At 72.0% G+C, this 26,407-nt stretch carries 20 protein-coding genes and 1 pseudogene; 14 read left to right on the forward strand and 7 right to left on the reverse strand.

Features of this window, described 5'->3' with window-relative positions; translation table 11 throughout:
* Positions 1-61: 61 nt before the first annotated feature.
* Positions 62-2,671, reverse strand: a complete 2,610-nt coding sequence (gene lanKC / locus AC07AZ_RS16680) for a class III lanthionine synthetase LanKC (RefSeq protein WP_478848215.1) — start codon at positions 2,669-2,671, stop codon at positions 62-64.
* 211 nt (positions 2,672-2,882) lie between these two features.
* On the opposite strand from lanKC, the gene AC07AZ_RS16685 reads away from it, so the two are divergent.
* From AC07AZ_RS16685 to AC07AZ_RS16715, 7 genes are all read left to right on the forward strand, one after another.
* Positions 2,883-5,339, forward strand: coding sequence for a SpoIIE family protein phosphatase (locus AC07AZ_RS16685; protein WP_478848217.1), 2,457 nt, complete (start codon positions 2,883-2,885; stop codon positions 5,337-5,339).
* A 78-nt stretch (positions 5,340-5,417) separates the two neighbouring features.
* Positions 5,418-5,837 carry a CBS domain-containing protein gene (locus AC07AZ_RS16690; protein ID WP_478848219.1) on the forward strand — a complete coding sequence of 140 codons (420 nt, stop codon included), beginning with the start codon at positions 5,418-5,420 and terminating at the stop codon, positions 5,835-5,837.
* 122 nt (positions 5,838-5,959) lie between these two features.
* Positions 5,960-6,139: a hypothetical protein gene (locus tag AC07AZ_RS16695; protein WP_478848221.1), complete on the forward strand. Its 180-nt coding sequence runs from the start codon at positions 5,960-5,962 to the stop codon at positions 6,137-6,139.
* Between the two features lie 125 nt (positions 6,140-6,264).
* The gene (locus AC07AZ_RS16700; protein WP_478848223.1) at positions 6,265-7,332 is read left to right on the forward strand and encodes a glucose-1-phosphate thymidylyltransferase; all 1,068 of its coding nucleotides are present in this window, start codon (positions 6,265-6,267) and stop codon (positions 7,330-7,332) included.
* Complete coding sequence (rfbB, locus tag AC07AZ_RS16705; protein ID WP_478848225.1) at positions 7,329-8,309, forward strand: dTDP-glucose 4,6-dehydratase; 981 nt, start codon at positions 7,329-7,331, stop codon at positions 8,307-8,309. The genes AC07AZ_RS16700 and rfbB overlap by 4 nt, the downstream gene beginning before the upstream one ends.
* Positions 8,306-9,187 (forward strand): dTDP-4-dehydrorhamnose reductase, encoded by an 882-nt coding sequence (gene rfbD, locus AC07AZ_RS16710; protein WP_478848227.1) that lies wholly within the window; start codon positions 8,306-8,308, stop codon positions 9,185-9,187. The genes rfbB and rfbD overlap by 4 nt, the downstream gene beginning before the upstream one ends.
* Positions 9,184-9,987: a class I SAM-dependent methyltransferase gene (locus AC07AZ_RS16715; protein ID WP_478848229.1), complete on the forward strand. Its 804-nt coding sequence runs from the start codon at positions 9,184-9,186 to the stop codon at positions 9,985-9,987. The genes rfbD and AC07AZ_RS16715 overlap by 4 nt, the downstream gene beginning before the upstream one ends.
* On the opposite strand, the gene rfbC is transcribed toward AC07AZ_RS16715, so the two are convergent.
* Together rfbC and AC07AZ_RS16725 are read right to left on the reverse strand one after the other, a co-directional pair.
* On the reverse strand, positions 9,977-10,585 hold the full coding sequence (gene rfbC / locus AC07AZ_RS16720; RefSeq protein WP_478848231.1) for a dTDP-4-dehydrorhamnose 3,5-epimerase: 609 nt from the start codon (positions 10,583-10,585) through the stop codon (positions 9,977-9,979). The two genes, AC07AZ_RS16715 and rfbC, sit on opposite strands and share 11 nt — an antisense overlap.
* Before the next feature lie 4 nt (positions 10,586-10,589).
* The gene (locus tag AC07AZ_RS16725; protein ID WP_478848284.1) at positions 10,590-12,557 is read right to left on the reverse strand and encodes a glycosyltransferase family 2 protein; all 1,968 of its coding nucleotides are present in this window, start codon (positions 12,555-12,557) and stop codon (positions 10,590-10,592) included.
* 169 nt (positions 12,558-12,726) lie between these two features.
* Here AC07AZ_RS16725 and AC07AZ_RS16730 point away from each other — a divergent pair, with 169 nt between their 5' ends.
* The 3 genes from AC07AZ_RS16730 to AC07AZ_RS16740 all read left to right on the forward strand — a co-directional run bounded on the left by AC07AZ_RS16730 (position 12,727) and on the right by AC07AZ_RS16740 (position 17,972).
* On the forward strand, positions 12,727-13,227 hold the full coding sequence (locus tag AC07AZ_RS16730; protein ID WP_478848233.1) for a metallophosphoesterase family protein: 501 nt from the start codon (positions 12,727-12,729) through the stop codon (positions 13,225-13,227).
* Positions 13,228-14,011: 784 nt separating this feature from the next.
* On the forward strand, positions 14,012-16,033 hold the full coding sequence (locus AC07AZ_RS16735; RefSeq protein WP_478848235.1) for a GTP-binding protein: 2,022 nt from the start codon (positions 14,012-14,014) through the stop codon (positions 16,031-16,033).
* Positions 16,034-16,106: 73 nt separating this feature from the next.
* Complete coding sequence (locus AC07AZ_RS16740; RefSeq protein ID WP_478848237.1) at positions 16,107-17,972, forward strand: cellulase family glycosylhydrolase; 1,866 nt, start codon at positions 16,107-16,109, stop codon at positions 17,970-17,972.
* An 85-nt stretch (positions 17,973-18,057) separates the two neighbouring features.
* On the opposite strand, the gene AC07AZ_RS16745 is transcribed toward AC07AZ_RS16740, so the two are convergent.
* On the reverse strand, positions 18,058-19,305 hold the full coding sequence (locus AC07AZ_RS16745) for a YncE family protein (protein WP_478848239.1): 1,248 nt from the start codon (positions 19,303-19,305) through the stop codon (positions 18,058-18,060).
* 196 nt (positions 19,306-19,501) lie between these two features.
* Here AC07AZ_RS16745 and AC07AZ_RS16750 point away from each other — a divergent pair, with 196 nt between their 5' ends.
* Both AC07AZ_RS16750 and AC07AZ_RS16755 read left to right on the forward strand, forming a co-directional pair.
* On the forward strand, positions 19,502-20,164 hold the full coding sequence (locus AC07AZ_RS16750; RefSeq protein ID WP_478848241.1) for a TetR/AcrR family transcriptional regulator: 663 nt from the start codon (positions 19,502-19,504) through the stop codon (positions 20,162-20,164).
* Positions 20,165-20,588: 424 nt separating this feature from the next.
* Positions 20,589-22,556: a ricin-type beta-trefoil lectin domain protein gene (locus tag AC07AZ_RS16755; RefSeq protein ID WP_478848286.1), complete on the forward strand. Its 1,968-nt coding sequence runs from the start codon at positions 20,589-20,591 to the stop codon at positions 22,554-22,556.
* 7 nt (positions 22,557-22,563) lie between these two features.
* Here AC07AZ_RS16755 and AC07AZ_RS16760 read toward each other — a convergent pair whose 3' ends face one another.
* Positions 22,564-22,905: a hypothetical protein gene (locus tag AC07AZ_RS16760; RefSeq protein WP_478848243.1), complete on the reverse strand. Its 342-nt coding sequence runs from the start codon at positions 22,903-22,905 to the stop codon at positions 22,564-22,566.
* A complete protein-coding gene (gene ctaD, locus AC07AZ_RS16765; RefSeq protein WP_478848245.1) occupies positions 22,902-24,530 on the reverse strand; it encodes an aa3-type cytochrome oxidase subunit I in 1,629 nt (542 codons plus the stop codon). Before ctaD ends, AC07AZ_RS16760 begins: the two co-directional genes overlap by 4 nt.
* A gap of 106 nt (positions 24,531-24,636) precedes the next feature.
* On the opposite strand from ctaD, the gene AC07AZ_RS16770 reads away from it, so the two are divergent.
* Positions 24,637-25,185, forward strand: coding sequence for an RNA polymerase sigma factor (locus AC07AZ_RS16770; RefSeq protein WP_478848247.1), 549 nt, complete (start codon positions 24,637-24,639; stop codon positions 25,183-25,185).
* Positions 25,178-26,203: a CU044_5270 family protein gene (locus AC07AZ_RS16775; RefSeq protein ID WP_478848249.1), complete on the forward strand. Its 1,026-nt coding sequence runs from the start codon at positions 25,178-25,180 to the stop codon at positions 26,201-26,203. Before AC07AZ_RS16770 ends, AC07AZ_RS16775 begins: the two co-directional genes overlap by 8 nt.
* Positions 26,204-26,228: 25 nt before the next feature.
* Here AC07AZ_RS16775 and AC07AZ_RS16780 read toward each other — a convergent pair.
* A pseudogene (locus tag AC07AZ_RS16780) lies at positions 26,229-26,381 on the reverse strand (hypothetical protein); the annotation flags it as partial.
* Between the last annotated feature and the right edge of the window lie 26 nt (positions 26,382-26,407).

Here is a 26,407-nt window from a genome sequence, read left to right on the forward strand (position 1 = left end):
CTTCCTTCCGTGTGGTTTCCGTGGTGTTCACCCGTGGGGACGGGGTCTGATCACGACTCCGTCAGTGCGCGGAGCCGCGTGGTGTGGGCCGCCCGAGCGGCGGCAGGAACGGCAGGTGAGCGGTGCTCCCCGGGTCGAGGGCCGCGCCGAGCGCGAGCAGGCACCCTGCCGTTCCGGTGCCCAGGTCCATCGACAGACGCATCATCTGGTGCCCGGGGAAGGCCAGTTGGCCCTGGTAGGACATGGCGAACCAGCCGAGGCCGGCGACCTGGCGCGCGAGCCGGTCCGCGGTGGCGCCGGGCGCGGTGGTCCGGGCCAGGTGCAGGATCATCCCGGCGCGGCCCTGGAAGAGGCCGGGCTGCGCGTAGAAGCGGGAGCCGGCGGCGGTCAGGGCGCCGGAGCGGGCCCGGTGGAACTCCCCGGTGTCGTGGGCGGCGTGGGCGAGGTAGTCGTCGAGGACCATGCCGACGCCCACGCTGCCGTCGCCGAGATAGGGCAGGGTCCGCCAGCCCTCGTCGACCTCCAGCGCGCCGTCCTCGCGGAACACGCAGCCCTCGAGGTCCCGGCGCAGCGCCAGGCCGGCCGCCGCCAGCAGTTCCGGCTCGCCGGTCGCCTCGTACTGCCGCAGCAGGAACAGCGCCGGCCCGCTCGCGCCCCGCATCAGCCCGGCCCGCGGCCGCGGCTTGGCCGGGCGCGGCTCGGCGAGCCGGCGGACGAGGAGGTGCGCGGCCTCGGCGGCCCGCTCGCCGAGTTCCCGCTCGCCGGTGGTGCGCGCCAGTGAGCCCAGGACCAGGCCGAGGCCGGCGAGCCCGCCGTGCAGGTCGGAGGACAGGTTCTGCCAGCGTTCCCGGAGGATCGCCTCGACCAGGTCGAGGGCCCGCTGCCGGTGCCCGAGCCGGTCCAGGACGTGGGCGACGCCCGCGAGACCGTCGTAGAGGCCGAGCGGGGTGCCCACGGGCGGCGGGGCGGTGCGGGCGAGGAGCCAGCGCTCGCCCTCCTCGTAGCGCTCTCCGCCGGCCTCGGCCAGCGCGTGCAGCACACCGGCCGCGCCGTGCGCCAGGCCGAGGCCGCCGCCGTCGGAGAACTGGGCGATGTCCCCGGGGAAGAGCCGGTCGTCGCGCTCGGGGGTGGCCGACGCGAGGATCGCCTTGACCATGGAGTCGCGGCTGTAGGGCCAGTCGCCGGGTTCCACGAACGAGGGCGGCGAGGGCGGCCGGGTGCCGCCGGCGACGTCCCGGGTGATCTCGGCGACCGCCTCGTCGAGGAACTCCCGCGGTACGTCGGGGAACTCCTCCCGGATGACGTCCGCCAGGTGGGCGGCCTTGCCGCGGTCGACCACGAACAGCGTGGTGACGGGCAGGAACAGGGCGAGTCGGAGACAGGCCAGCGCGTAGCGGTCGACGTCGATGCCCCGACGGTCGGGCGGGGCGAAGAACCCGGGGTGGGCGACCACCTGGCGGCCCTGTTCGGAGACGGGGGCGGCCGCCTCGAAGTCGACCAGGTACACCGACTCCTCGTCCGGCGCCACCATGATGTTGAAGACGTGCAGGTCGTTGAAGACGATCCCGCGCGCGTGCACCGCCTCCACCGCCCGCTCCACCGCCCGGTGGATGCGCACCGCCCACGCCGCGTAGGCGGCCACGGCCTCCGGATCGGGGTCCGTGGCGAGGAGCGGATGCCGCTCGGCGAAGAACGCGTTGAGGGGCCGTCCCTCCAGGAAGTCCATCACCAGGAACCGGTGGTCGCCGAGCGTGAACCAGTCCCGCACCTCGGGCACCACCCCGGTGCCCGCCACCCGCTCCAGAGCCTGCTTCTCCCGCTCCAGCCGGGCGATCGCGTCCGCGCCGTCGGAGGCGAGGCCGGCGTGCGGCCGGCCCTCCTTCAGTACCACCCGGCGCCCGTCGCGGGTGTCGGTGCCCGCGTAGACCCCGCCGCCGTTGGAGAAGTGCAGCGCCTTCTCGATGCGGTACGGCAGCTCGCCGACCGTGGTGGTGTTGCGGGCCTCCAGCTGCGGCTGGAGGAACGCGGGCAGCGTCACCCACTCCGGCACCTGGAAGGACGGCGCCCGCCGGTCCGGCACCAGCTGTCCCGCGCCGTCCCGCACCGCCGGCACCAGCGATCCCCGCTCGTCGACGACGAACATGCGCGCGAATGCGCCGTAGCGGACGTACAGCGGGCCCTCGTTCCAGCGCAGGTCGGTGAGGATGTACGGCCCCTCGAAGCCCTCCAGCAGAGCGCCCAGCTCGCGCAGTACGACGTGCAGCTGTTCCTCGTCCGCCGGGTAGACGGTGACGAACTTGCCGCTGCCGTCGCGGGCCGCGTACTTGGTGTTGCGCAGGTGCAGCAGATGCGGGCCCGGCACGAACTTGAACGGGATGCGGCGCGGCACGCAGTAGTCCCACACGATGCCGGCGATCTTCTCGGCGTCGTGCCGGGTCGCCGAGGCGTGGATCTTCCAGCCCTGGGCCGGACCGGCCTCGGCCTCCCCGTCGGGGCCGAGCGGGGTCAGCGTCAGCCAGTCCCCGACCCGGGCCGAGGCCCACCCCTCGGGGACCTCGCGCCGGGCCGTCCGGTACAGCGGAGCGGCGTCCCGGCCGTCCGCCGACAGCCGGTCCGGCGTCTCGTAGAAGTGTCTGTCGGCGAGCGCGTACACCTCGTAGCGCTTGTCCATGCGTCCCCCTCTCGGGCCCGGCACCGAGCCTTCCAGCCGGGCCCCGGCCACGGACAGTCACGACTGTCACGAGCTCACCGTGCGGAACGCATGGGTCAACACATGTTCGGGCGGTTTCGAGCGTCCGCCGCCCCGGGCGCACTCCCCGGCACGCCCCGGGCGCGCCACGGAACGGTCCCAGGGGCTGCGCGGGTGCCCGATACGCGCTGTAATGGCGAACGTGGTCAGTGAGGGCGCTACCGGACGCAGAAAGAGAACACTGCGAGCCGAAGTTGCCCTCAGATCGCTGTCGGACGGTCCCGACTCACCCCAACGGCTGCGCCGTGTACTGGAGCAGGCGCTCGTCTTCGCCGGGGCGACGTTCGCCGCGGTCTACGCGCCCGGCGAGGACGGCGGCCAGCTCGGTCTGGTCGAGTCCGCCGGGGTGCCGCGCACCGTCTACGGACTGCGCGACAGCTATCCCACGGACGGTCACTCCCCGGTGGCCGAGGCGCAGCGCACCGGCCGGCCGGTGTGGCGGGACCCCGGGGAACTCGCCGCCTGCGCGGACTCCCGGCGTGGGCCCGCGTGGGACTTCCACCTCGCCGTGCTGCCCGCGTTCGCGGACGCCGACCGGGCCTGTCTGCTGGCCGTCGGCGAAAACCCGGGCGGCTTCGACGACGAGGAGCGCGCCTGTCTGGCACTGATCGCCGCCGCCGTCGTCTGCCCGCCCACGGCCGCGGCGAGGGAGGGTGAGCGACTGCGCTCCAACGCTTTCAGTCTCGCCATGGACACCGGCCGGGTCGAGGTCGGCGAGGACATCCTCGACCTGTTCGGCCTCGGCCGGCCCGAGTTCGACGGCAAGGTGGAGTCCCTCCTCGGCCGCACCGTGCCGGAGGACCTGCCCTCGCTGATGTCCGTGGTCGAGGCCGACCACATGTCCATCGGCGACCGGGAGCTGGAGTTCCGCATCCTCCAGCCCACCGGCCCGCCGAAGTGGCTGCGGCTGCGCGGCCGTCTGGTGTCCGGCGGCGAGGGCCACCCGGCCCGGCTGGTGGGGACCGTCACGGACGCCTCCTCCCTGCGCTCCGAGGTCACCGACGTGACCCGGGTCCAGCGGTTGGCCGCGGCCCTGGCGACCGCCGGGACCGTCAGGGACGTCAGCCAGGCCGTCGTCTCCGCCCTGCGCGAGCCGCTCCAGGCCGACCGGATCGCCCTCGCCGAGCTGGAGAACGAGCGGCTCGTCGTCACCGTCCTCGACCCGCCCGAGCCGGAGGCGTGGCCGGAGCTGTGGCGCCTGGAGTGGCGCGGCGAGTGGCCGGACGCGCCCGTACGCGCCATGCCCACCCTGGGCGCCGCCCTGCGTGAGGGCCGCGCCCAGATCTGGCCCGCCGGCACCGCCCTGGAACCCGCCCTGGCCGAGGTCGGCCCCGGTGGACTCGCCGTGCTGCCGCTGGCCGCCGCCGGGCACATGGCGGGCGCCTGTCTGATCGGCTGGGACAACCCGCACGACTTCGGCCCCGACGAACGCGCCCTGCTCACGGCCTCCGCCGGCCTCGCCGGACAGGCACTGATGCGCGCCCACGCCTTCGACGCCGAACACGAGCTCGTCGGCATGCTCCAGCGCCAGCTGCTGCCCCGCCGGCTGCCCAAGCTGCCCGGCGCGGTCGCCGTAGCCCGCTACCTGCCGAGCACGGCCGGACTGGAACTCGGCGGCGACTGGTACGACGTGATCCCGCTGCCCGACAACCACGTGGCCCTCGTCATCGGTGACGTGCAGGGCCACAGCGCGGGCGCCGCCACCCTGATGGGCCAGATGCGCACGGCGCTGCGCGCCTACGCCGTCGAGGGCCACCCACCGGACGTCGTGGTCTCGCACGCCAACCGTCTCCTCATGGACATGGAGACCGACCTCTTCGCCACCTGCTGCTACGTCGACGTCGACATGGAGGAGGGCTCCGCCTGGTACGTGCGCGCCGGACACCTGCCCCCGGTGCTGCGTCACCCGGACGGCGTAACGGAGATCCCCGAGGCGGAAAGCGGTCCGCCGCTGGGCGTGGTGCTGCGCGCCGACTTCCCGATGAGCCCCCTGCGGCTCCAGCCCGGCACCGTCCTCGCGCTGACCACGGACGGCCTGGTGGAGACCCACGAGGCCGACATCGACGAGGGCATGGACCGCTTCGCCCAGGGCCTGGCCGGCTCCGACCCCGCCCACCTCGGTCTCGTCGCCGACGTCCTGCTCGGCAACGCCCGCCGCAGCGACGACGTCGCCCTGCTGCTGATGCGCTACGACGGCATGGCCGTCCGTCCGCTGCGCGAGGGCTGGACCGTGTGGCGGGTCCCCGAGGCGGTCCGGCACGCGCGCCGCTTCAGCCGCCGCACCCTGCGCACCTGGGGCGTGCCCGGCGAGGCCATGGACCCCGTGCTGCTCGTGGTCTCCGAGCTCGTCACCAACGCCCTCGTGCACACCGACGGCCGGGTCCGCCTGGATCTCACCCTCGTCAACCACCGGCTGCGCGTCGCCGTCACCGACTCCTCGCCCCGCACCCCCGTGAAGCCGACCAGCATCGGCTGGGAGGCCACGGGCGGACGCGGCATCCTCCTCGTCGAGGCGATGTCGGCGGTGTGGGGGACGGTGCCCGTCAGCGGGGGCAAACAGGTGTGGAGCGAGATTGCGCTGAACGGATGACAGACGCCTGTGCGCGGGTACCCGGCGGCCGAGCGGTGAGGACCGTCGCCGCCGGAGCCGAAGAGCGAGGTATCCGTCATGTCCCAGCACGTCAGCGACATCATGACCGCGGCACCGGTGACGGTGGAGCCGCGGGCATCCGTCCGGGAGGTCGCCCGGATCATGCGGGACCAGGACCTGGGTGCCGTCCTGGTCACCGACGACGACCGGCTGCGTGGCCTGGTCACCGACCGCGACCTCGTGGTGCGGTCGATCGCGGAGGGCGGTGACCCCGAGCGGACCACCGTGGCCGACGCGATCAGCGGCGACCCGGTCACCGTCACCCCCGAGGACGACCTCGACCACGCCGTCGAGCTGATGCGCGAGCACGCCGTGCGCCGCATCCCCGTCGTCGAGGACGGGCGCCCCGTGGGCATCGTCGCCCTCGGCGACCTGGCCATGGAACGCGACCCCGAGTCGGCCCTCGGCGACATCAGCGTGGCCAGGCCCAACACCTGAGCCGCGCGCCCGGCGTTTGACGGGCCCGCCGCCGGGGACCCGGCGGAGATCGAACAAAGATGCTGCTCCCGGCCCGGTGCGGGCCGGGAGCGTTACCGGACGCAGAAGGAAGTGGAAGCGCCGTGACCTCGCAGATCACCGGAAAACCCGTCGCCCGCCGCGCCGAGACGGGCTGGTCCAGGGCCCGCCGCCTGCGCGAGCAGGCCGCCCTACGGACCTGCCTGCCGGCCGTCGAGGACGGGAGCGCCCCGCCCACCGCGCACACCACCCCCGAATGGAACATCGTGCGGGGCGAGGACTGACCGGCCCGCGAGCCGGTCGCCGACGGGCCGCGGCCGCCCTCCTCTCACGGTTCTCACCGTCCTTTGTCGTTTGAGCTGTTCATGTGAAGCCCCCGTTCCGCCGGATACGGGCTAAGGTGACGCAGATGAAGGCTCTCGTGCTGTCCGGAGGCGCCGGTACACGACTGCGGCCGATCACTCACACCTCGGCCAAACAGCTCGTGCCCGTGGCGAACAAAGCCGTACTCTTCTACGGTCTGGAGTCCATCGCCGCGGCCGGTATCACCGAGGTCGGGGTGGTCGTCGGAGACACCGCCGCCGAGATCGAGGAAGCGGTGGGCGACGGGTCGAAGTTCGGCCTGCGGATCACCTACATCCCCCAGGAGAAGCCCCTGGGCCTGGCCCACGCGGTGCTCATCGCCCGCGACTGGCTGGGCGACGACGACTTCGTGATGTACCTCGGCGACAACTTCATCGTCGGCGGGATCTCGGGCCTCGTCGACGAGTTCCGCACCAACCGGCCCGACGCCCAGATCCTCCTCACCCGCGTGCCCGACCCCCGCTCGTTCGGCGTCGCCGAGCTCGACGAGAGCGGGCAGGTCGTCTCCCTGGAGGAGAAGCCCGAACACCCCAAGAGCGACCTGGCCCTGGTCGGGGTGTACCTCTTCACCCCCGCCATCCACGACGCGGTCCTCGCGATCGAGCCGTCCTGGCGGGGCGAGCTGGAGATCACCCACGCCATCCAGCACCTGATCGACATCGACGCGGACGTCCGCTCGACGGTCATCAAGGGCTACTGGAAGGACACCGGGAACGTCGTCGACATGCTCGAGGTGAACCGGACCGTCCTGGAGACGCTGGAGCCGCGCGTCGACGGCGAGGTGGACGAGGCCTCCGAGACGATCGGGCGCGTCGTGGTGGAGGAGGGGGCCCGCATCGTGCGCTCCCGGATCGTCGGCCCCGTCGTCATCGGCGCCGGAACCCTGGTCAGCGACTCCTACGTCGGCCCCTTCACCTCCGTCGCGGAGAACTGCCGTATCACCGACAGCGAGGTGGAGTTCTCCATCGTGCTGCGCGACTCCTCGATCCACGGGGTGGGCCGGATCGAGTCGTCACTGATCGGCCGGCACGTCGAGGTGACCCCGGCGCCCAGCGTGCCCAGTGCCCACCGCTTCGTACTCGGAGACCACAGCAAGGTGCAGATCCATACATGAACCTCCTCGTCACCGGCGCCGCCGGGTTCATCGGCTCGGCCTACGTCCGCGCACTGCTCGCCACCGATCCGCCGGACGCGCCGCGCATCACCGTGCTCGACAAGCTCACCTACGCGGGCACCCTGGACAACCTCGAACTCGACCATCCCCGGCTGGAGTTCGTGCAGGGTGACATCTGCGACGCCGAACTCGTCGACAAGCTGACGGCCGAGGCGGACCAGGTCGTGCACTTCGCGGCGGAGTCCCACGTGGACCGCTCGATCACCGGCGCCGCCGACTTCGTCCGCACCAACGTCCTCGGCACCCAGACCCTCCTGGACGCGGCCCTGCGCTACGGCGTCGGCACCTTCGTGCACGTCTCCACCGACGAGGTCTACGGCTCCATCGAGACCGGGTCGTGGCCGGAGACGCACCCGCTCCAGCCCAACTCCCCGTACTCCGCCTCCAAGGCGTCCTCCGACCTGCTCGCCCTGGCCTACCACCGCACCCACGGCCTGGACGTCCGGGTGACCCGCTGCTCCAACAACTACGGCCCGCACCAGTTCCCCGAGAAGGTCGTGCCGCTGTTCGTCACCAACCTCCTCGACGGCAAGAAGGTCCCGCTGTACGGGGAGGGCCTCAACGTCCGCGACTGGCTGCACGTCGAGGACCACTGCCACGGCATCGACCTCGTCCGGACCAGGGGCCGGGCCGGCGAGGTGTACAACATCGGCGGCGGCACCGAGCTCAGCAACCGCGAGCTCACCGGCCTGCTCCTGGAGGCCTGCGGCGCGGGCTGGGACCGGGTGGAGCACGTCGAGGACCGCAAGGGCCACGACCTGCGCTACTCCGTCGACTGGTCCAAGGCCCGCACCGAACTGGGCTACGAGCCGCGCCACGACTTCCGCACCGGACTCGCGGACACCGTCGCCTGGTACCGCGACAACCGCGCCTGGTGGGAGCCCCTGAAGCGGCGCGTCAGCGGGGAGCGTGCATGAAATGGCTGGTCACCGGCGCGGGCGGGATGCTCGGCCGGGACATGGTCGAGGAACTGCTGCGGCGCGGTGAGCAGGTCACGGCGGCCGACCGGGCCGCCCTCGACATCACCGCACCCGAGAGCGTCACCGCCGCCTTCGCCGAGCACCGACCCGACGTGGTGGTCAACTGCGCCGCGTACACGGCCGTCGACGACGCCGAGCAGGACGAGGACCGGGCCCTGCTGATCAACGGCGAGGGCCCGCGCCTGCTCGCCCGGGCGTGCGCCACCCACGGTGCGCGACTGGTGCACGTCTCCACCGACTACGTCTTCTCCGGCGAGGCCCGCGCCACCCCCTACCCGGAGGACCACCCCACCGCCCCGCGCACCGCGTACGGCCGCACCAAGCTGGCGGGGGAGCGGGCCGTCCTGGAGGAGCTGCCCGGGGCGAGCGCCGTGGTGCGCACGGCCTGGCTCTACGGCGTCCACGGCGGGAACTTCGTGCGCACGATGCTCGACCTGGAGACCCGCCGGGACACCCTCGACGTGGTCGACGACCAGCGCGGACAGCCGACCTGGAGCGCCGACGTCGCCGAACGGATCGCCGACCTCGGCGCCCGGCTCGGCGACGACGAGCGCGCGCTCGGCGTCTTCCACGCCACCGGCTCCGGCGAGGCCACCTGGCGCGACCTCGCCCAGGAGGTGTTCCGCCTCGTCGGCGCGGACCCCGAGCGGGTGCGCCCCACCGACAGCGCGGCCTTCGCCCGGCCGGCACCGCGTCCCGCGTACAGCGTCCTCGGTCACGACCGCTGGCGTGAGATCGACCTGGCACCGCCGCGGGACTGGCGGGCCGCCCTGCAGGAAGCACTGCCTCTCATCCGCAAGGAGATTTCCCAGTGAAACGTCATGAGTTCCTTCGGGGGCTCCACAAGGCCAGCGCGAACCGCAACTACCTGGAGATCGGCGTCAACGACGGCCGGAGCCTGACGCTGTCCCGGGTACCGAGCGTCGCCGTCGACCCCGCCTTCAAGGTGGTCACGGAGATCCGTTGCGACGTCCACCTGGCCAAGGCCACCAGCGACGACTTCTTCGCCCGCGAGAACCCGCTGGCCCACCTCAGGGGCGGCCGTCACCCGCTGCGGAACCTCGCGCGCAACCGCAGCCCGCTCGCCTACTGGCGCCGCACCACGCTCGACCTGTCGTTCATCGACGGCATGCACCTGTTCGAGTACGCGCTGCGGGACTTCATCAACATCGAGAAGCACTCCGACTGGGCCAGCGTGATCGTCTTCGACGACATGCTGCCGCGCAGTGTGGACGAGGCGGCCCGGGACCGGCACACCAACGCCTGGACCGGTGACGTCTACAAGGTCATCGAGATCCTCAACCGGTACCGCCCCGACCTGGTGACGGTCCTGGTCGACACGGCGCCCACCGGCCAGCTGGTGATCTTCGGTGCCGACCCCGGCAACACCGTCCTCAAGGACAAGTACGACGAGATCATCGCGGAGTACGAGGTCCCCGACCCGCAGAAGGTGCCGGAGACCATCCTGGAGCGGGCGTCGGCCGTGAAGCCGGAGCAGCTGCTGGAGGCCGGGTTCTGGGCGCCGCTCGTGCGGGCCCGCAACCGCGGGACCAAGCGGTCCCGCGGCTGGGAGCCGCTGCGCCGTTCGCTGGAGCAGCTGAGCGTCAGCCGCTGAGCCGTCCGGCGCGCAGCCGCTCGTAGTGGGCGGAGCAGGTCTCGTACGACGGAAGTAGTCCGGACCGCTCCGCCTCGGCCAGTGAGGGCGCCTCGGCGTCCTTGGGCGACAGCACGGGCTCGATGTTCTCGGGCCAGGGGAGCGCCAGCTGCGGGTCTAGGGGGTTCACCCCGTGCTCGCGGCCCGGCGCGTACCCGGTGGAACACAGGTACACCACCGTCGCGTCGTCGGTCAGCGCCATGAAGGCGTGCCCGAGCCCCTCCGCGATGAACACCGCGTGCCGGCTGTCGTCGTCCAGCCGTACGGCCTCCCACTGACCGAACGTGGGCGAGCCCACCCGCAGGTCCACCACCACGTCGAGGACCGCGCCCCGCACACAGGTCACGTACTTGGCCTGGCCGGGCGGCACGTCGGCGAAGTGCACGCCGCGCAGGACGCCCCGGCGGGACACTGAGCAGTTGGCCTGCGCGAGGTCCAGGTCGTACCCGGTGGCCTCGCGGAACTCCTCCCCGCGGAACCACTCGTGGAAGCTGCCCCGCTCGTCCGGGAACACCTTGGGTTCCAGTACCCAGGCCCCGCTGATCCCCAGTGATCGCACTCCGTCATGCCTTCCGTGCGGTGAATCCGGATGTCTGCCTGCCCAGCAGCGCGCCGAGGGCGCGTCGCGCCCTGCGCGCCAGCCGCCGTACGAGCCCCGCCGGGGCGGCCCGCCGCGCCAGGATCCGGCCGGCCCGCACCCGCAGGACCAGCGGCAGCGCCAGGAAGCGCGGCTCGTCGGCGCCGGGGGCCGGTCCGAGCTGGACGCGCCAGGCGGAGCCCCGCACGTCGGCGGCGGCGGGCAGGTCGGCCTCCAGGACCGCCCCGGAACCGTCCGGGCCGGGGCACAGGGTGGCGGGCACGTCGATGACCGAGTCCGCGGTGAGGCGCAGCAGCACCTCGGTGTCACCGGGGACGTACAGCGGCAGGGGGGCGCGCAGCAGGCCGCCGGACACCGTGACGGCGTCGGCGGCGAGCTGGGTCAGGCCGAGCCGCTTGGTCGCCCGGTCGACGTCCAGGGCGAGGTTGCCGGCCGGTTTCGTCCAGTACGGCAGGACCACCCGGCCGCCGACGACACCGGGCGCCGCGGCCGTCCGCCCCGCTTCCGGGACCGGTCCGAGCCGGCACTCCTTGGTCCAGCCGCCCAGTTTGACGCGGATGAAGACGTCCCACAGGCCGCCGCCCAGAGGGGCGCCGCCGGCCGCGGTGGCGGGGTCGACGGTGGCGGTCGCGTGCAGCACGAGCCGGACGCGGCCGTCCTCGTCCTCGCCGGCCGCGACGGTCTCCCGGGTGAACTCCACGGGCTGGAAGTACTGCGCCGCGCTGGAGCGTTCCCGCACCAGCAGGTCGACGGTGGCCTTGTCGAACGCGGCCGCGCTGTCGGCCTCCACCCAGGCGGTCGCCGCGGCGGCGTCCTCGGGCGCGCTCGCCGACCGGCCGGCGCCGCCGTCGGCCGGGAAGGTCATCGGCTTGCCGCCGGAGGCGTACTCGGCGGTGAGGCCGATCCGCAGGGCGTCGCCCTGCCACCGCACGTCCAGCGGGGCCGCGGTGGGGGCGATGCCGGCCTCCCAGCCGGCGAAGGTGACCAGGTCGTCGAAGCGGTCGGCGGCGATCAGGCCGGCCACGACCCGCTGGGCCGGCGGCAGGCCGGCCGCGACGCCGGGCCCGAAGCGCTCCACGACGACCCCGCGGATCTCCTCGAACAGCTGCCTGCGGTAGCCGTCGTCGGGCAGGGCGAGCAGGCGCCGGCCGCGCATGCGCTCCACCATCTCGTTGCGCAGCCAGCGCCGGAAGAGCCGGTCGCGCAGCGGACCCGGGTCGGTGTAGCGCTCGACGACGTCCAGGGCCTCGCGGAGGTTCTTGAAGTAGCCGACCGGGTCGAAGCGCTGGAAGCCGGCGTTGCCGGCGTCGTCCCGCTTGACGTGGTAGTAGCAGACGTAGTCGCTGAGCACCGAGACGCCGTCGGCGCGCAGATACGCCTCCGTCACGAAGACGTGGTCCTCCAGCCGCCGCCTGCCCTCGGGGAAGCGCAGCTCGATCTTGTCGAGGAACTCCCGGCGGAACATCTTGTGCGGGGTGAGGCTGTCGATGAGCGGGGCGTTCTCGACGGTGGCGCGCGGATGGTTGTGGCGGAACAGTTCCACGGGCACCGGGCGGCCCCGGCCGGCCATCTTGCCCACGACCACGTCGGCGCCGTTGGCGATCGCGTAGTCGTACATCCGTTCCAGGGCCTCGTCGCCGAGGTAGTCGTCGTTGTCGACGAACATGACGTACTCACCCACGGCGGCGGCGATGCCGACGTTGCGGGGCTTGCCCGACCAGCCCGAGGGCTCCTGGTGGACGACCGTCACCCGGGAGTTCTCCGCGGCGAGGGCGTCCAGCCGGGCGGGTGAGCCGTCGGTTGAGCCGTCGTCCACGAAGATCACTTCGTACTCTTCGGGAGGCAGTGACTGCCTCAGCAGCGAGGAGATGCAGTCCTCGATGTATGTCCCCGGGTTGTAGACGGGAACGATGACGCTGACCTTGACCGGCATGTGGCTCCGGGCTTCCGTGGGTTGCTTGCCGTGGGCGTACGACTGCTGTGGGTGGCCAGATATTATCCCCATCGGGCGGGTTGTCCCTTGCGCACCCACTGACGGAGACGGCCACCGTGACACGAAGGTTGTGCCGACCAGGGTAAGAGGTCGCTCTTACGCTGGTGGCGTGCGCCTCCTCCTGGTCTCCGACACCCACCTTCCCAAACGCGCCAAGGTGCTGCCGCGGCAGGTGCTCGACGAGCTCGCGCTCGCCGACGTCGTGTTCCACGCCGGGGACTGGGTCGACACCGCCACCCTCGATCTGCTGGAGAGCCGCAGCCGCAGGCTCGTCGCCGTGTACGGCAACAACGACGGCCGGGAGCTGCGGGCCCGGCTCCCCGAGGTGGCGTACGCGGAGCTCGGCGGCCTGCGCTTCGGCGTCGTGCACGAGACGGGCGCCGCCCAGGGCCGGGAGGCGCGATGCGCCGCCCGCTTCCCCGACCTGGACGTCCTGGTCTTCGGGCACAGTCACATCCCCTGGGACACCACCACCGCCACCGGCCTGCGGCTGCTCAACCCCGGCTCCCCGACCGACCGCCGCCGCCAGCCCCACTGCACCTACCTGACGGCGACCGTGGCGGAGGGCGGCCTGACGGACGTCGAGCTGCACCGGCTGCCGGCGCGTTGAGCGCGAGAGGGGCGGGCGTGGGGCGGCCGGCGCCGGTGATGAGCGCGACGAGCCCGTGCTCGCACCGGCTGCCGGCGCGAGTAGGCACGGAGGAGGCGTGCGGGCGCCTGCGAGCGCGGGTGGCGGGCGCGGGCGCGGTGGGCGGCGGTGGGCGCGGCGGGCGCGGTGGGCGCGTGAGGGTCACAGGGCGGCGCCGGCTCCCGGTGAGCGCGGGGCGGCCGTGCGGGTGCTCGTCGGCGCGGTGACGCGGACCGCGGACCTTCCCGCGGTCGGCCGGTGCCGCAGCCGCTGCCGCCTGTGCCGGTGCTGCCGCAGCCGCCGCCCCGACGCTCACGCGATCGGGGTGCGCCCGTCGGTGTCGGTGCCCCGCAGACCTTGGTACGGCCGGTCCACAGCCGGGCGGCCGGTCCACGGCGGCCGGCCGGCCGGGACTGGCGGACGCCTCCGCCGCGGGCACCTCTCCCCAGGGTGCCCGCGGCGCGTCCCCGGGGCCGGGCGGGCAGGTCCGTGCAGGTCCGTGCAGGTCCGTGCAGGTCTCGCGACCGCGTCGCGTCCGCTCCGGAGCGCCACGCGCCCGCCACGGCCGCGTGCCGGAGGCGCACGCGGGACGGTCGCGCCCGGGCGTTAATCCGTTGCGGCCGCGCCCCGGCGGCTGCTGCACTGGCCGTGATCCCCCACCGCGAAGACCCGCGAAGACCCGTCAAGAACCAGGAGCAGTCATGCGCACACCGTCCATGTCCCGCCCGGAAGGAACACCCCCACTCTTCAGAGGACATGACGCTTCGTGCACCTGCTCAACCTCGGCATCCTCGCGCACGTCGACGCGGGGAAGACCAGCCTGACCGAACGCCTGCTGCACACGGTCGGCGTGACCGACGAGATCGGCCGTGTCGACGACGGCACCACCCGCACCGACACCCTCGCGCTGGAACGCCGGCGCGGCATCACCATCAAGTCGGCCGTCGTCTCCTTCGCCGTCTACGGCATGACGGTCAACCTCATCGACACCCCGGGACACCCCGACTTCATCGCGGAGGTGGAGCGCGTGCTCGGCGTGCTCGACGGCGCCGTCCTGGTCGTCTCCGCCGTCGAGGGCGTACAGGCGCAGACCCGTGTCCTGATGCGGACCCTGCGGCGGTTGGCCATTCCCACGCTCGTCTTCGTCAACAAGATCGACCGGCGCGGGGCGCGGTACGACGGCGTCCTGCGGGCGATCACCGGCCGGCTGTCCGCCGCGGTCGTGCCGATGGGGACGACCGAGGGACTGGGCACCCCCGCCGCCCGCTTCGTCCCGGGACCCGGCCCGGCCGCGCTCGACGTCCTCGCCTACCGCGACGACGAGCTGCTGACCGCCTATGTCGAGGGAACCCTCACCCCTGAGCGGATCGGCGCGGCCCTCGCCGTACAGACCGCCGAGGCCCTGGTGCACCCCGTGTACTTCGGTTCCGCCGCCACCGGCGCGGGCGTGGACGACCTGGTCACGGGCATCAGGACGCTGCTCCCGGCCGCCGACGGCGACCCCGGCGGGCCGCTCTCGGGAACCGTGTTCAAGGTCGAGCGGGGTCCCGCGGGGGAGAAGGTGGCGTACGCGCGGATCTTCTCCGGCACGCTGCGTGTCCGCGACCGCGTCCCCTTCGGCGAGGAGTCCGGGGACGCGCGGGGCGGTGCACGGCGGGAAGGCGAGGCCGCTCCCGGCAGGCCGGAGGGCAGGATCACCGGGATCTCCGTCTTCGAGCACGGGGACGACGTCCGCGCCGAGGCGGTGGAAGCCGGCCGGATCGCCAGGCTGTGGGGTCTTTCCGGCGCCCGGATCGGTGACGCGCTCGGCGGGCCCCGCCGGCGGGAGGCGCGTCTCTTCGCGCCGCCGACCCTGGAGACGGTCGTCGTCGCGGGCCCCGGGACGGACCGGCGGGCCCTGCATCTCGCGCTCACCCGGCTGGCCGAGCAGGACCCGCTGATCGGACTGCGGCACGACGAGGTGCGCCGGGAGATCTCGGTGTCCCTCTACGGCGAGGTGCAGAAGGAGGTCGTCCAGGCGACCCTCGCGGAGGAGTTCGGCCTGGAGGTCTCCTTCCGCGGGACCACGCCCCTGTGCGTCGAGCGGCCGGCCGGGACGGGCGCCGCGGTCGAGGTCAACAAGCAGCACCCGAACCCGTTCCTGGCGACGGTCGGACTGCGGGTGGAGCCGGCGCCGCCCGGCGCGGGGGTGACCTTCCGGCTGGAGGTGGAGCTCGGCGCCATGCCGTACGCCTTCTTCAAGGCCGTCGAGGACACCGTGCGCGAGACCCTCGGCCAGGGCCTGCACGGCTGGCAGGTGACCGACTGCACGGTCACCATGACCCACTGCGGCTACTCACCCCGGCAGAGCCACGCCCACCAGGGCTTCGACAAGAGCATGTCCAGCACGGGTGCCGACTTCCGCGGTCTGACCCCGCTGGTGCTGGCCGAGGCGCTGCGGCGGGCGGGCACCCGGGTGTACGAGCCGATGCACCGGTTCCGTGTCGAGGCCCCGGCGGACACGCTGGGCGCCCTGCTGCCGGTGCTCGCGGCCTCGCGGGCGGTGCCCCGCACGGCCGGCACGCGGGACGGTCTGGGCCTGCTGGAGGGAACGGTTCCGGCCGCCCTGGTGCACGGTCTCGAACAGCGGCTGCCGGGGCTGACCCGTGGCGAGGGCGAGTGGGAGAGCGCCTTCGACCACTACGCGCCCGTCGTCCGGGGGGCCGTCCCCGAGCGTCCGCGCACCGACCACAATCCGCTCGACCGGAAGGAGTACCTGCTGAACGTGACCGGCAGGACGGGCAACTGAGCTGCGAGGTACTGAACTTACCTGTGAGTCAGAAGTATTGACGGTGTCGTGAAATCGCCCGACTGTAGTGGACATGCCGAATATCCGGGCACGTCTGCTCGTTGTTCTGGTTGTCCTCTGCGGACTCTGCGGTTTCCTGACGGTGGCGGGCTCTCCGACCGCCACGGCCGCCACCCTCCCCGACTCCCTCCCCTTCGACGGCACGGCGCTCACCGTGTCGAACGGCCGCTTCGTGGACGGCAACGGCCGCGAGGTCGTCCTGCGCGGTTACAACGTCTCCGGTGAGACCAAGCTGGCGGAGAACAAGGGTCTGCCCTTCGCGTCCGTCGCCGACGCCAGGAAGTCGGCGACGGCACTGCGCGCCCTCGGCGGCGGCAACTCCGTGCGGTTCCTGCTCTCCTGGGCCTACGCCGAACCGGCCCGGGGCCAGGTCGACACCGCCTACCTGGCGGCCGCGACCGACCAGATGCGCGCGTTCCTCGACGCGGGCATCCGTGTCTACCCCGACTTCCACCAGGACCTCTACTCCCGCTGGCTGTTCGACGACGACAGCTGGTACACGGGCGACGGCGCCCCCAAGTGGGCTGTGGACCTGGGTGGTTATCCTGACGAGTCCTGTGGCATCTGCCTCTTCTGGGGGCAGAACATCACCCAGAACGGCGCGGTCACGGGGGCCCAGCACGACTTCTGGCACAACGCCCACGGTCTCCAGGACGCCTTCCTGGCGACCGCCCAGCAGACCATGACCTACGTCAGGGAGCACCTGAGCGCCGAGGAGTTCGCCGGCGTCGTCGGCTTCGACCCGTACAACGAGCCGTTCGCCGGCACCTACGACTCGAGCCAGACCAGCCGCGTCTGGGAACGCGACCTGCTGTGGCCCTTCTACGTGAGGTTCCGGGCCCGGATGGACGCGGCCGGCTGGCAGGACAAGCCCGCTCTGGTCGAGCCGAACCTCTTCTGGAACGCCAACATCGACGCGCAGAAGCAGGAGGGCGGTCTCCTCGACGCGGGCACGCTCGGTTCCCGGTACGTCCTCAACACCCACTTCTACGACCAGAAGGCCATCTCGGGCATCCTGATGTGGGGCAAGGCGTCCGACGGGCAGTACGTCACCGACTTCGGCGCGATCCGCGACCGGGCCGCGGCGGCCGGGACGGCGGCCGTGGTCAGCGAGTTCGGCCACCCGCTGGCGGGCACCGTCGCCGACAAGGCCCCGACGGTCCTCAAGGCGATGTACCAGTCCCTCGACTCCCGTGTGAAGGGCGCGAGTTGGTGGTCGTCGCCGGCCACCTCCGGCCCGGTCCTGTCCGGCACCCAGTGGCAGTGGGACCTCTACAACGGACGTCACCACGAGCTGATGAACGACAACGCCGGCAAGGTGCTGACCTCCGGGGACGCCTGGAACGACGAGGACCTGTCGGCCGTCCGCCTCGACGACTCCGGCAACGCGGTCCTGCGTCAGGACACCAGGCTCCTCGACCGCGTCTACCCGAGCGCCACCTCCGGCTCGACCGTCGCCTTCACCTACGAGGACCGCTCCCGCGACGGCTCCACGACCCTGACCTGGAACCCGGTCCCCGGTTCACTGCCGAACGTGGCGAACCTCGTCGGCTCCGGACAGTACGGGCTCCTGGTGTGGCGTTCCGGGGCCGGCTCCGCGCCCACCGAACTGCACCTGCCGGCGACTTTCCCGACGGCGTCCACGACGGTGGTCTCCGACCTGGGCACGGCCTACAGCCCGCCGGCATACGCGAGTTCGACACCGGTCGCGGCGGCCCGCGAACCCGGCGGCACGGGCAGCCGCCGCCTGCTGCTCACCGACCAGGACTCCGGGGTCCTGCACTACGCGCTGGTGACCAACGGGGCGACGGCGCCGTCCGCGGGCGTGCTGAGCGCGGCCCGGTCCGAACTGGCGGCGTGGGCGGCCTCCAAGTTCTGACACCGCGGCCCGCCACCCCCGCCGGCACCGGCCGCTGTCGCGGACCGGTGCCGGTGGAGGAGCAGGCGCAGGGCGCACGGGATCGTCAACCCGCCGACGGGCCCGCCCAGTTGGCCAGCACATGACCCAGCCGTACCCGCTGCGGGTGGTCGCCGACCGGCACCGACACCGTCTTCCTGCCGGTGGCGAAGTCGATCGCCGTGACCTGGTCGGCGCCGCTCTCGGACACCACGCAGTCCTTGCCGTCCCCGCTGACGGTGGCCCAGTACGGCTTGGAGACGGTGTTGAGGGGACCCTCCTGGAGGGTGGCCCGGTCGACGACCGTCGCGTAGTCGTCCATCGTGCCGGCGACGCACAGCTTGCTGCCGTCGGGGCTCATCGAAAGGCCGTGGTGACGCGAGTCGTTGACCCAGGTCGTACGGTCCTCGCTGGTCGCGGGGTTCTTCGGCAGCGTCTTCACCCGGGTGATCCTGTCGCCGGCGACGTCGTACTCCAGGAAGCCGTTGAAGAACGACACCTGGAAGTAGAGCTTCGACTCGTCCGGTGAGAACACCGCGGGCCGTACCGCGTCGGAGAAGTCCTTGAGGCCGATCGCGTCCAGGCGGGAGCGCATGTCGATGACCTTGACCTGCTTGAACGTGGTGGCGTCCACGACCGTGATGTGCCGGTCGCCCTTCGTCCAGTCCCAGCCCGGGTCGTCCAGGTCGGTGTTGACGTCACCGATGGCCATGTTCCAGATGTACTTGCCGTCCTTGGTGAAGATGTTCTCGTGCGGCTTGTCCCCGGTGGCGAACGAGCCCAGCTGCTTGCCGCTGTTGATGTCGAGGACGTGCACGGTGTTGGCGGTCGAGGCCGACACCGCCACCCGGGTGCCGTCGGGGGAGACGGCCATGTGGTCCGAGCGGTAACCCGACACGGCGAAGCGCCAGTTGATGTTCCCGGTGGCCAGGTCGATGGAGACGACGTCGGCGAAGCTCGGCCGGGAGACGACCACCGACCTGCCGTCCGGCGTGGAGTACATGTCGTCGGCGAACTGGTCGTGGCCCTCCCCGACGCCGTTGCGGATCGCCATGAAGTAGATCCACTTGATCGGGTCGGCGTTGATCGCCGCCATCCGCGCGTCCTTGTCGGGGATGACGTTGACACGGCCGACCTTCGCGAAGTCACCGGACGACTTGATGACGTCGGCCGTGCCGTCCCAGTTGTTCCCGACGAACAGCACCTCGCGCAGGGCGGCGGGGGTCGCGGCCGTCGCGGCGGTCGCGGGAGCGGTGAGGGTCAGGACGAGGGCGGCGGCTACGGAGCAAAGGTGCCTGGTTCTGATAGCAGGCATGAGTGCTCTCTCCTCTGGAGTGGGGCGTCATGAGTGGAACACGCCAAGACGGTGCCGAATCTGAACACGAGCGCATTCAGAGTGAACTTACTGCAAAGTAAGGAAGGGGGGGCCTTCTCCACAAGACTGCGGACAGGACAAAATCGGCTGTCGGACCGATCCGTGGAACCATCGGTGACGAGAGAGGGAGGCGCGGGTGACGGGCAGGCTCAGGGCGGCGACCGGCCGCTACGGCGGCAAGTCCGCCGAGGAGCGCCAGGCGGAGCGGCGCAGGCGCTTCCTGGACGCCGCGCTCCAGCTGTTCGGGGACGTCCCCGGCTACCGCTCCACCACCGTCGCCGCCCTCAGTGAGGCCGCGGGTCTGTCCACCCGCCAGTTCTACGAGGAGTTCCGCACCCTGGAGGACGTCCTGGCCGCCCTGCACCTCCAGGTGAACGGGTGGGCCGAGCAGGCCGTCCTGGCGTCGGTGAGCGGTATCGGGCCGGTGCCGCTGGCCGAGCGCGCGGCGGCGATCTTCCGGGCGTACGCCGCGAACGTAACCTCCGACCCGCGCCGGGTCCGGATCACGTTCGTCGAGATCATCGGCGTCAGCCCCCGGCTGGAGGAGCAGCGGCTGGCCCGCCGCGCCCGCTGGGTGAACCTGGTGTGCGCCGAGGCCGCGGCGGCCGTCGAACGGGGTGAGGCGGCGCCCCGCGACTACCGGCTGGCCGCCACGGCCTTCATCGGCAGCGTCAACGGCCTGCTGCACGACTGGAACGCCGGCTGGGTGGACGCGACCCTCGACGAGGTCGTCGACGAACTGGTCCGGCAGCTGCTGGCGATCCTGCGGCCACCGGGATGGCAGCCGGCCGGAGACTGACCGGCTCCGCCCGTCGGGGCGCGGGCGCGCCCCGGCGACGGCCGTCGGCCGTGACCCCGGGACCCGCCGCGGTGGGCTGTACGACGTCGGGCGGGGGGTGTGCCTCGGCGACGGCCGTCGGCTATGACGCCGGGACCCGCCGTGGTGGGCCGTGCGACGTCGGGGTGGGGGCGTGTCTCGGCGACGGCCGTCGGCCGTGACCCCTCCCGGGACCCGCCGTGGGCCGTGCGGCGGCGCCGACCGTGCGGCAACGGCCCCCCGCGCGTGGCGAGTTCGCGACAGTGTGCACCCTTGTCGCAGCCGTTGACTTTGCCCTTCCGCGGTTCTACGTTCGCCCCGCGACACGTTCGGTTAACCGATCCGTGTCCGAAATACCGAACTCATGGTGGGTCCTCCCACATGAAGGAGCCGCATGTCCCCCCGCATGTCCGCCCCGCCGCGCCCGGCCGCCAGAGATCTTCCGCGGCGCTCCCGGGCCGCCGCCGTACGCGCCCTGGTGCTCGTCCTCGCCGTGGCCGCGGCGCTGCTCTTCGCCGGCCCCGGCCCGGCCCAGGCGGCGACGACCCGCCAGGTACCGGTGCCGACCGCCCCCATGGGCTGGGCCTCCTGGAACAGCTTCGCCGCCAAGATCGACTACAGCGTCATCAAGAAGCAGGTCGACGCGTTCGTCGCGGCCGGTCTGCCGGCGGCCGGGTACCAGTACATCAACATCGACGAGGGCTGGTGGCAGGGCACCCGCGACAGCGCCGGGAACATCACCGTCGACACCGCCGAGTGGCCCGGCGGCATGGCCGCCATCGCCGACTACATCCACAGCAAGGGCCTCAAGGCCGGCATCTACACCGACGCCGGCAAGGACGGCTGCGGCTACTACTACCCCACCGGCCGCCCCGCCGCGCCCGGCTCGGGCAGTGAGGGCCACTACGACCAGGACATGCGGCAGTTCTCCACGTGGGGCTTCGACTTCGTCAAGGTCGACTGGTGCGGCGGCGACGCCGAGGGACTCGACGCGAAGAGCACGTACCAGGCCATCAGCGACTCGGTCGCCAGGGCCACGGCGGCCACCGGCCGTCCGCTGACGCTCTCGGTCTGCAACTGGGGCTACCACAACCCCTGGAACTGGGCGCCGGGCCAGGCCCCGATGTGGCGGACCAGCACCGACATCATCTACTACGGCAACAAGCCGTCGATGAGCAGCCTGCTGTCCAACTTCGACCAGACGCTGCACCCCACGGCCCAGCACACCGGCTACTACAACGACCCCGACATGCTGATGGTCGGCATGGACGGCCTCACCGCCGCCCAGAACCGCACGCACATGAACCTGTGGGCGATCTCCGGCGCCCCGCTGCTGGCCGGCAACGACCTGACGACGCTCACGTCGGAGACCGCGGCCGTCCTGAAGAACCCCGAGGTCATCGCCGTCGACCAGGACGCGCGCGGTCTCCAGGGCGTGAAAGTCGCCGAGGACACCACCGGGGCGCAGGTCTACGGCAAGGTGCTGTCGGGCACCGGCAAGCGCGCGGTCGTGCTGCTCAACCGCACCTCCGCCGCCAGGAACATCACCGTGCGCTGGTCGGACCTCGGCCTGACCAACGCCTCCGCGACCGTCCGTGACCTGTGGAGCCGGACGACCGTGGGCAGTTACGGCACCGGCTACACCACCAGCGTCCCGGCCGGCGGCTCCGTGCTGCTCACGGTGACCGGCGGCACCGAGGCGGCGAGCAGCACGTACACGGGCAGTTCGAGCTTCACCGGCGTGGTCGCGGGCAGCACCGGCCTGAAGACCGTCGACGTGTCCTACACCAACACCGGCTCCACCGCCCGTACGGCGACGCTCCAGGTCAACGGCCAGAACACCACCACGGTGTCCTTCCCGCCGACCGGGTCGAGCGCCGGTACGGTCTCGGTCGCCGTCGCCCTGGCCAAGGGCTCCGCCAACAAGCTCACCTTCACCGGCGGTCCGGCGCTCGACTCCCTCACGGTCAGACCGCTGCCCGGCGCGAACGGCACCCTCGCCGTCGGCAAGCAGTCCGGCCGCTGCCTCGACCTCTACGACAACACCACCGGCAACGGCACCCAGGCCGAGCTGTGGGACTGCAACGGCGGCCAGAACCAGTCCTGGACGTACACCTCCCGCAAGGAACTCGTGCTGTACGGCAACAAGTGCCTGGACGCCTACAACCTCGGTACGAGCAACGGCACCAAGGTCGTCATCTGGGACTGCAACGGCCAGAGCAACCAGCAGTGGAACGTGAACAGCGACGGCACGATCACCAACGTCAACGCCGGTCTGTGCCTGGACGTCCACAACAACGCCACCGCCAACGGCAGTCCGCTGGACCTGTGGTCGTGCGGCGCCGGCGACAACCAGAAGTGGACGCTGACGTAGAACCGGTCTAGGGCCTCACCGCCAGGAGAACCAGTACCAGGAACCCCGTGGTCGCGGCGCACGCCAGCAGCCAGCCGGCCAGCAGGCGGCGCCGCAGGCCACGGTAGGTCCGTTCGTACTCGGCCCGCACCTCACGGGCACGGTCCGCCGTGCGCTGCCAGGAGGTGCGGGCCAGGGCCAGGTACTCCGCCTCGAACCGGCGCTCCAGCTCCGCCCGCTGATGTTCCGTCAGCCATGGGAGCGGGGCGCAGAAGTCCGCCGCGGCCCTGCGGCCCTCCTCACGGGCGGCGGCGATCAGCAGATGCCCCTCGATCTCGTTGAGCAGCGCCCGGCTGTCGACGGTGGTCACGCGCGCGTCAACTCCTTCTCCCGCCCGACGGTTTCCGGGTGGTTCAGGTCGAACGCCGGAGACTCGCTGCGGATCTGCGGCAGCCGGACGAAGTTGTGCCGCGGGGGCGGGCAGGAGGTCGCCCACTCCAGCGAACGGCCGTAGCCCCACGGGTCGTCCACCTCGACCGGCTTGCCGTACCTGGCCGTCTTCCACACGTTGTAGAAGAACGGCAGGAAGGACAGGCCGAGCAGGAACGAGAAGATCGTCGACACCGTGTTGAGCGTGGTCAGGCCCTCCACCGCCAGATAGTCGGGAATGCGGCGCTGCATGCCGTTCACGCCCAGCCAGTGCTGGACCAGGAAGGTGCCGTGGAAGCCGATGAACAGCGTCCAGAAGGTGATCTTGCCGAGGCGCTCGTCGAGCATCCTGCCGGTCATCTTCGGCCACCAGAAGTGGAAGCCGGAGAACATCGCGAAGACGACGGTGCCGAAGACGACGTAGTGGAAGTGCGCCACCACGAAGTACGAGTCGGAGGTCGCGAAGTCCAGGGGCGGGGACGCCAGCATGACGCCGGTGAGGCCGCCGAAGACGAAGGTGAGCAGGAAGCCCGTCGCCCACAGCATGGGCGTCTCGAAGGAGAGACTGCCCTTCCACATGGTGCCGATCCAGTTGAAGAACTTCACGCCGGTCGGGACCGCGATGAGGAACGTCATGAAGGAGAAGAACGGCAGCAGCACACCGCCGGTGACGTACATGTGGTGGGCCCACACGGTCACGGACAGGCCGGCGATGGAGATGGTCGCGGCGATCAGGCCCATGTAGCCGAACATCGGCTTGCGGGAGAACACCGGGATCACTTCGGAGATGATGCCGAAGAACGGCAGGGCGATGATGTACACCTCCGGATGGCCGAAGAACCAGAAGAGGTGTTGCCACAGCAACGCTCCGCCGTTGGCCGCGTCGAAGACGTGAGCGCCGAACTTCCGATCCGCCTCCAGCGCGAACAGCGCGGCGGCGAGCACGGGGAAGGCGAGCAGGACCAGGACGGCGGTCAGCAGCACGTTCCAGACGAAGATCGGCATGCGGAACATCGTCATGCCGGGCGCGCGCATGCAGATGATCGTGGTGATGAAGTTGACCGCGCCGAGGATGGTGCCGAAGCCGGAGAAGGCCAGACCCATGATCCACAGGTCGGCGCCGATGCCCGGCGAGCGGACCGCGTCCGACAGCGGGGAGTAGGCGAACCAGCCGAAGTCGGCCGCGCCCTGCGGGGTGAGGAAGCCGCCGACCGCGATGGTCGAGCCGAACAGGTACAGCCAGTAGGCGAACATGTTCAGCCGCGGGAACGCCACGTCCGGCGCGCCGATCTGCAGCGGCATGATCCAGTTGGCGAAGCCGGCGAACAGCGGCGTCGCGAACATCAGCAGCATGATCGTGCCGTGCATCGTGAACGCCTGGTTGAACTGCTCGTTCGACATGATCTGCAGACCCGGCCGGGCCAGCTCGGCGCGCATGAACAGCGCCATCACGCCACCGATGCAGAAGAACGCGAACGACGTGACCAGGTACAGCGTGCCGATCGTCTTGTGGTCGGTGGTCGTCAGCCACTTGACGCTCTTGATGTTGACGTTGAGGTCTCTCACGCCCCGCCTGTGTCCGCACCCGGCCGGGACGTCACACTTTCCGGATGCGAGGTGGATCACGCGAGACGGCTGTGACGATCGGGCGGGTGCCGGACACAGGCCGGACATGAGCAACGACGAGACGTTCGCCGCTGCCTATCGCGAGCACTACTGGGCGGTCAGCCGCTACGTCGCGCGACGGCTGGGCGGGGCCACGAACGAGGTGGAGGAGGTGGTCGCGGAGGTGTTCACGATCGCCTGGCGCCGCCGGGCCGACCTGCCGCCGAACCCCCTCCCCTGGCTGTACGGCGTGGCCCGCAACTGCCTGTCCAACACCGTGCGCGGCCAGGGACGCCTGCGCCGGCTCGTCGCCCGGCTGGGCAACGACGACACCGCGCACGGCCGGCACGTCACGGCGGGCCCCGACGCCGACACCCCGGGCGGCTGGGTGCACGAGGCGCTCGCCCGGCTCTCCCCGGCCGACCAGGAGGTGCTGCGGCTGACGGCCTGGGAGGAACTCGGTATCGAGGAGGTCGCCGTCGCCCTCGGCTGCGGACAGCGGGCCGCGTCGATGCGGCTGCACCGGGCCCGGGGGCGACTGAGAGCAGAGATAGACCGGATGCGCCCCGCAGTCACCGCCAGTGGGACAGCCACGAAGGAGCACCACCATGGCTGACGAACTCGAACTCCTGCGCCGCGCCGACCCGGCGCCGGTCGACGGCCCCCACTACGGTGACGGACCGCTGGACCACCGCGCCGAACAACGCCTCGACGAACTGCTGCAGCAGCGCACCCTGGTCCGCCTGAGGTGGCCGGACACCCTGCGGATCCGGCTCCCGCACGGCCCGGCCCGCGGTCACCGCGCCCGGCTGGCCTGGGGACTGGTGGCCGCGGCGGTCGTCACCACCGTCACACTGACCCTGGTCGTGAGCGGGCCCGGCACGCCGCCCGCCGTCGCCGCGCCCCGCCCGCTGGTCGTCCGGGCCGACTCCACGCCCGTACCGCTGAAGGTGCTGGCCGCGCGGGCCGAGGAGGCCGCAGCCGACGGCCTGCCACGCCTGACCAGGGGCACCCACGTGCAGTCCTGGAGCCTCGGCATGAGCGAGAACGAACCCCCGATCACCCTGCCCCAGGAGCGTGTCGTGCGCTGGCACGCCGACGCGAGCCACACGGAACTCGTCGTGGCCACCGACCCGCGCCACCCGGGCCGCCCCGTCCTCAGCGACGCGGACGACGTCCCGCACCTGGTCGAGGACGGCCACGTCATCAGCCGGCAGACCTACCCGCCGAGCTGGAGCGACGCACCGCCCGAGGCACCCCCGCCGCACGACGTCACGCGGCTGCGGGCCTACCTGTACGAGGCCGCCCACCTCCGCACCCGGCCGTCCACCGTCGAAGTCCTCGACGCCGTCGGTCTCCTGCTCGACCACTGGACCCTCGGCGCCCACGAGTCCGCCACGCTCGCCCGGCTCCTCGCGGACACCGGCGGTCTGCGCCCCGTCGGTCAGGTGACCGACCGGCTCGGACGGCCCGGGCAGGCGTACGTGTACCAGGGCGACGGCTTCCGGCGCATGCTGATCATGGACCCGGCCACCGGCACCGTCCTCGGCCTGGAGTCCACCGTCGTGAAGGCCGAGCCCGGGTACGGCCTCGAAGCCGGCGACGTGATGGACTACAGCGCCTGGATGCGCTGAGCCCGGCGGCGCCGGGGCCGTCCCGTCAGCCCCGGACCGCCGCCTCGAGCTGCCGGACCGCCGCCCCGAGTTGCCGGCCCGCGGCCTCGACGGTCTGCTCCAGGACGGCGACCGTCATCGGGCCGCCGCCGCCCGGCACCGGGGTGATCAGCGAGGCCCGCTCGACGGCCGAGCCGAAGCCGACGTGATCCGCACTCGGCGGCC

The organism is Streptomyces sp. NPDC043878 (genome assembly GCF_056435735.1).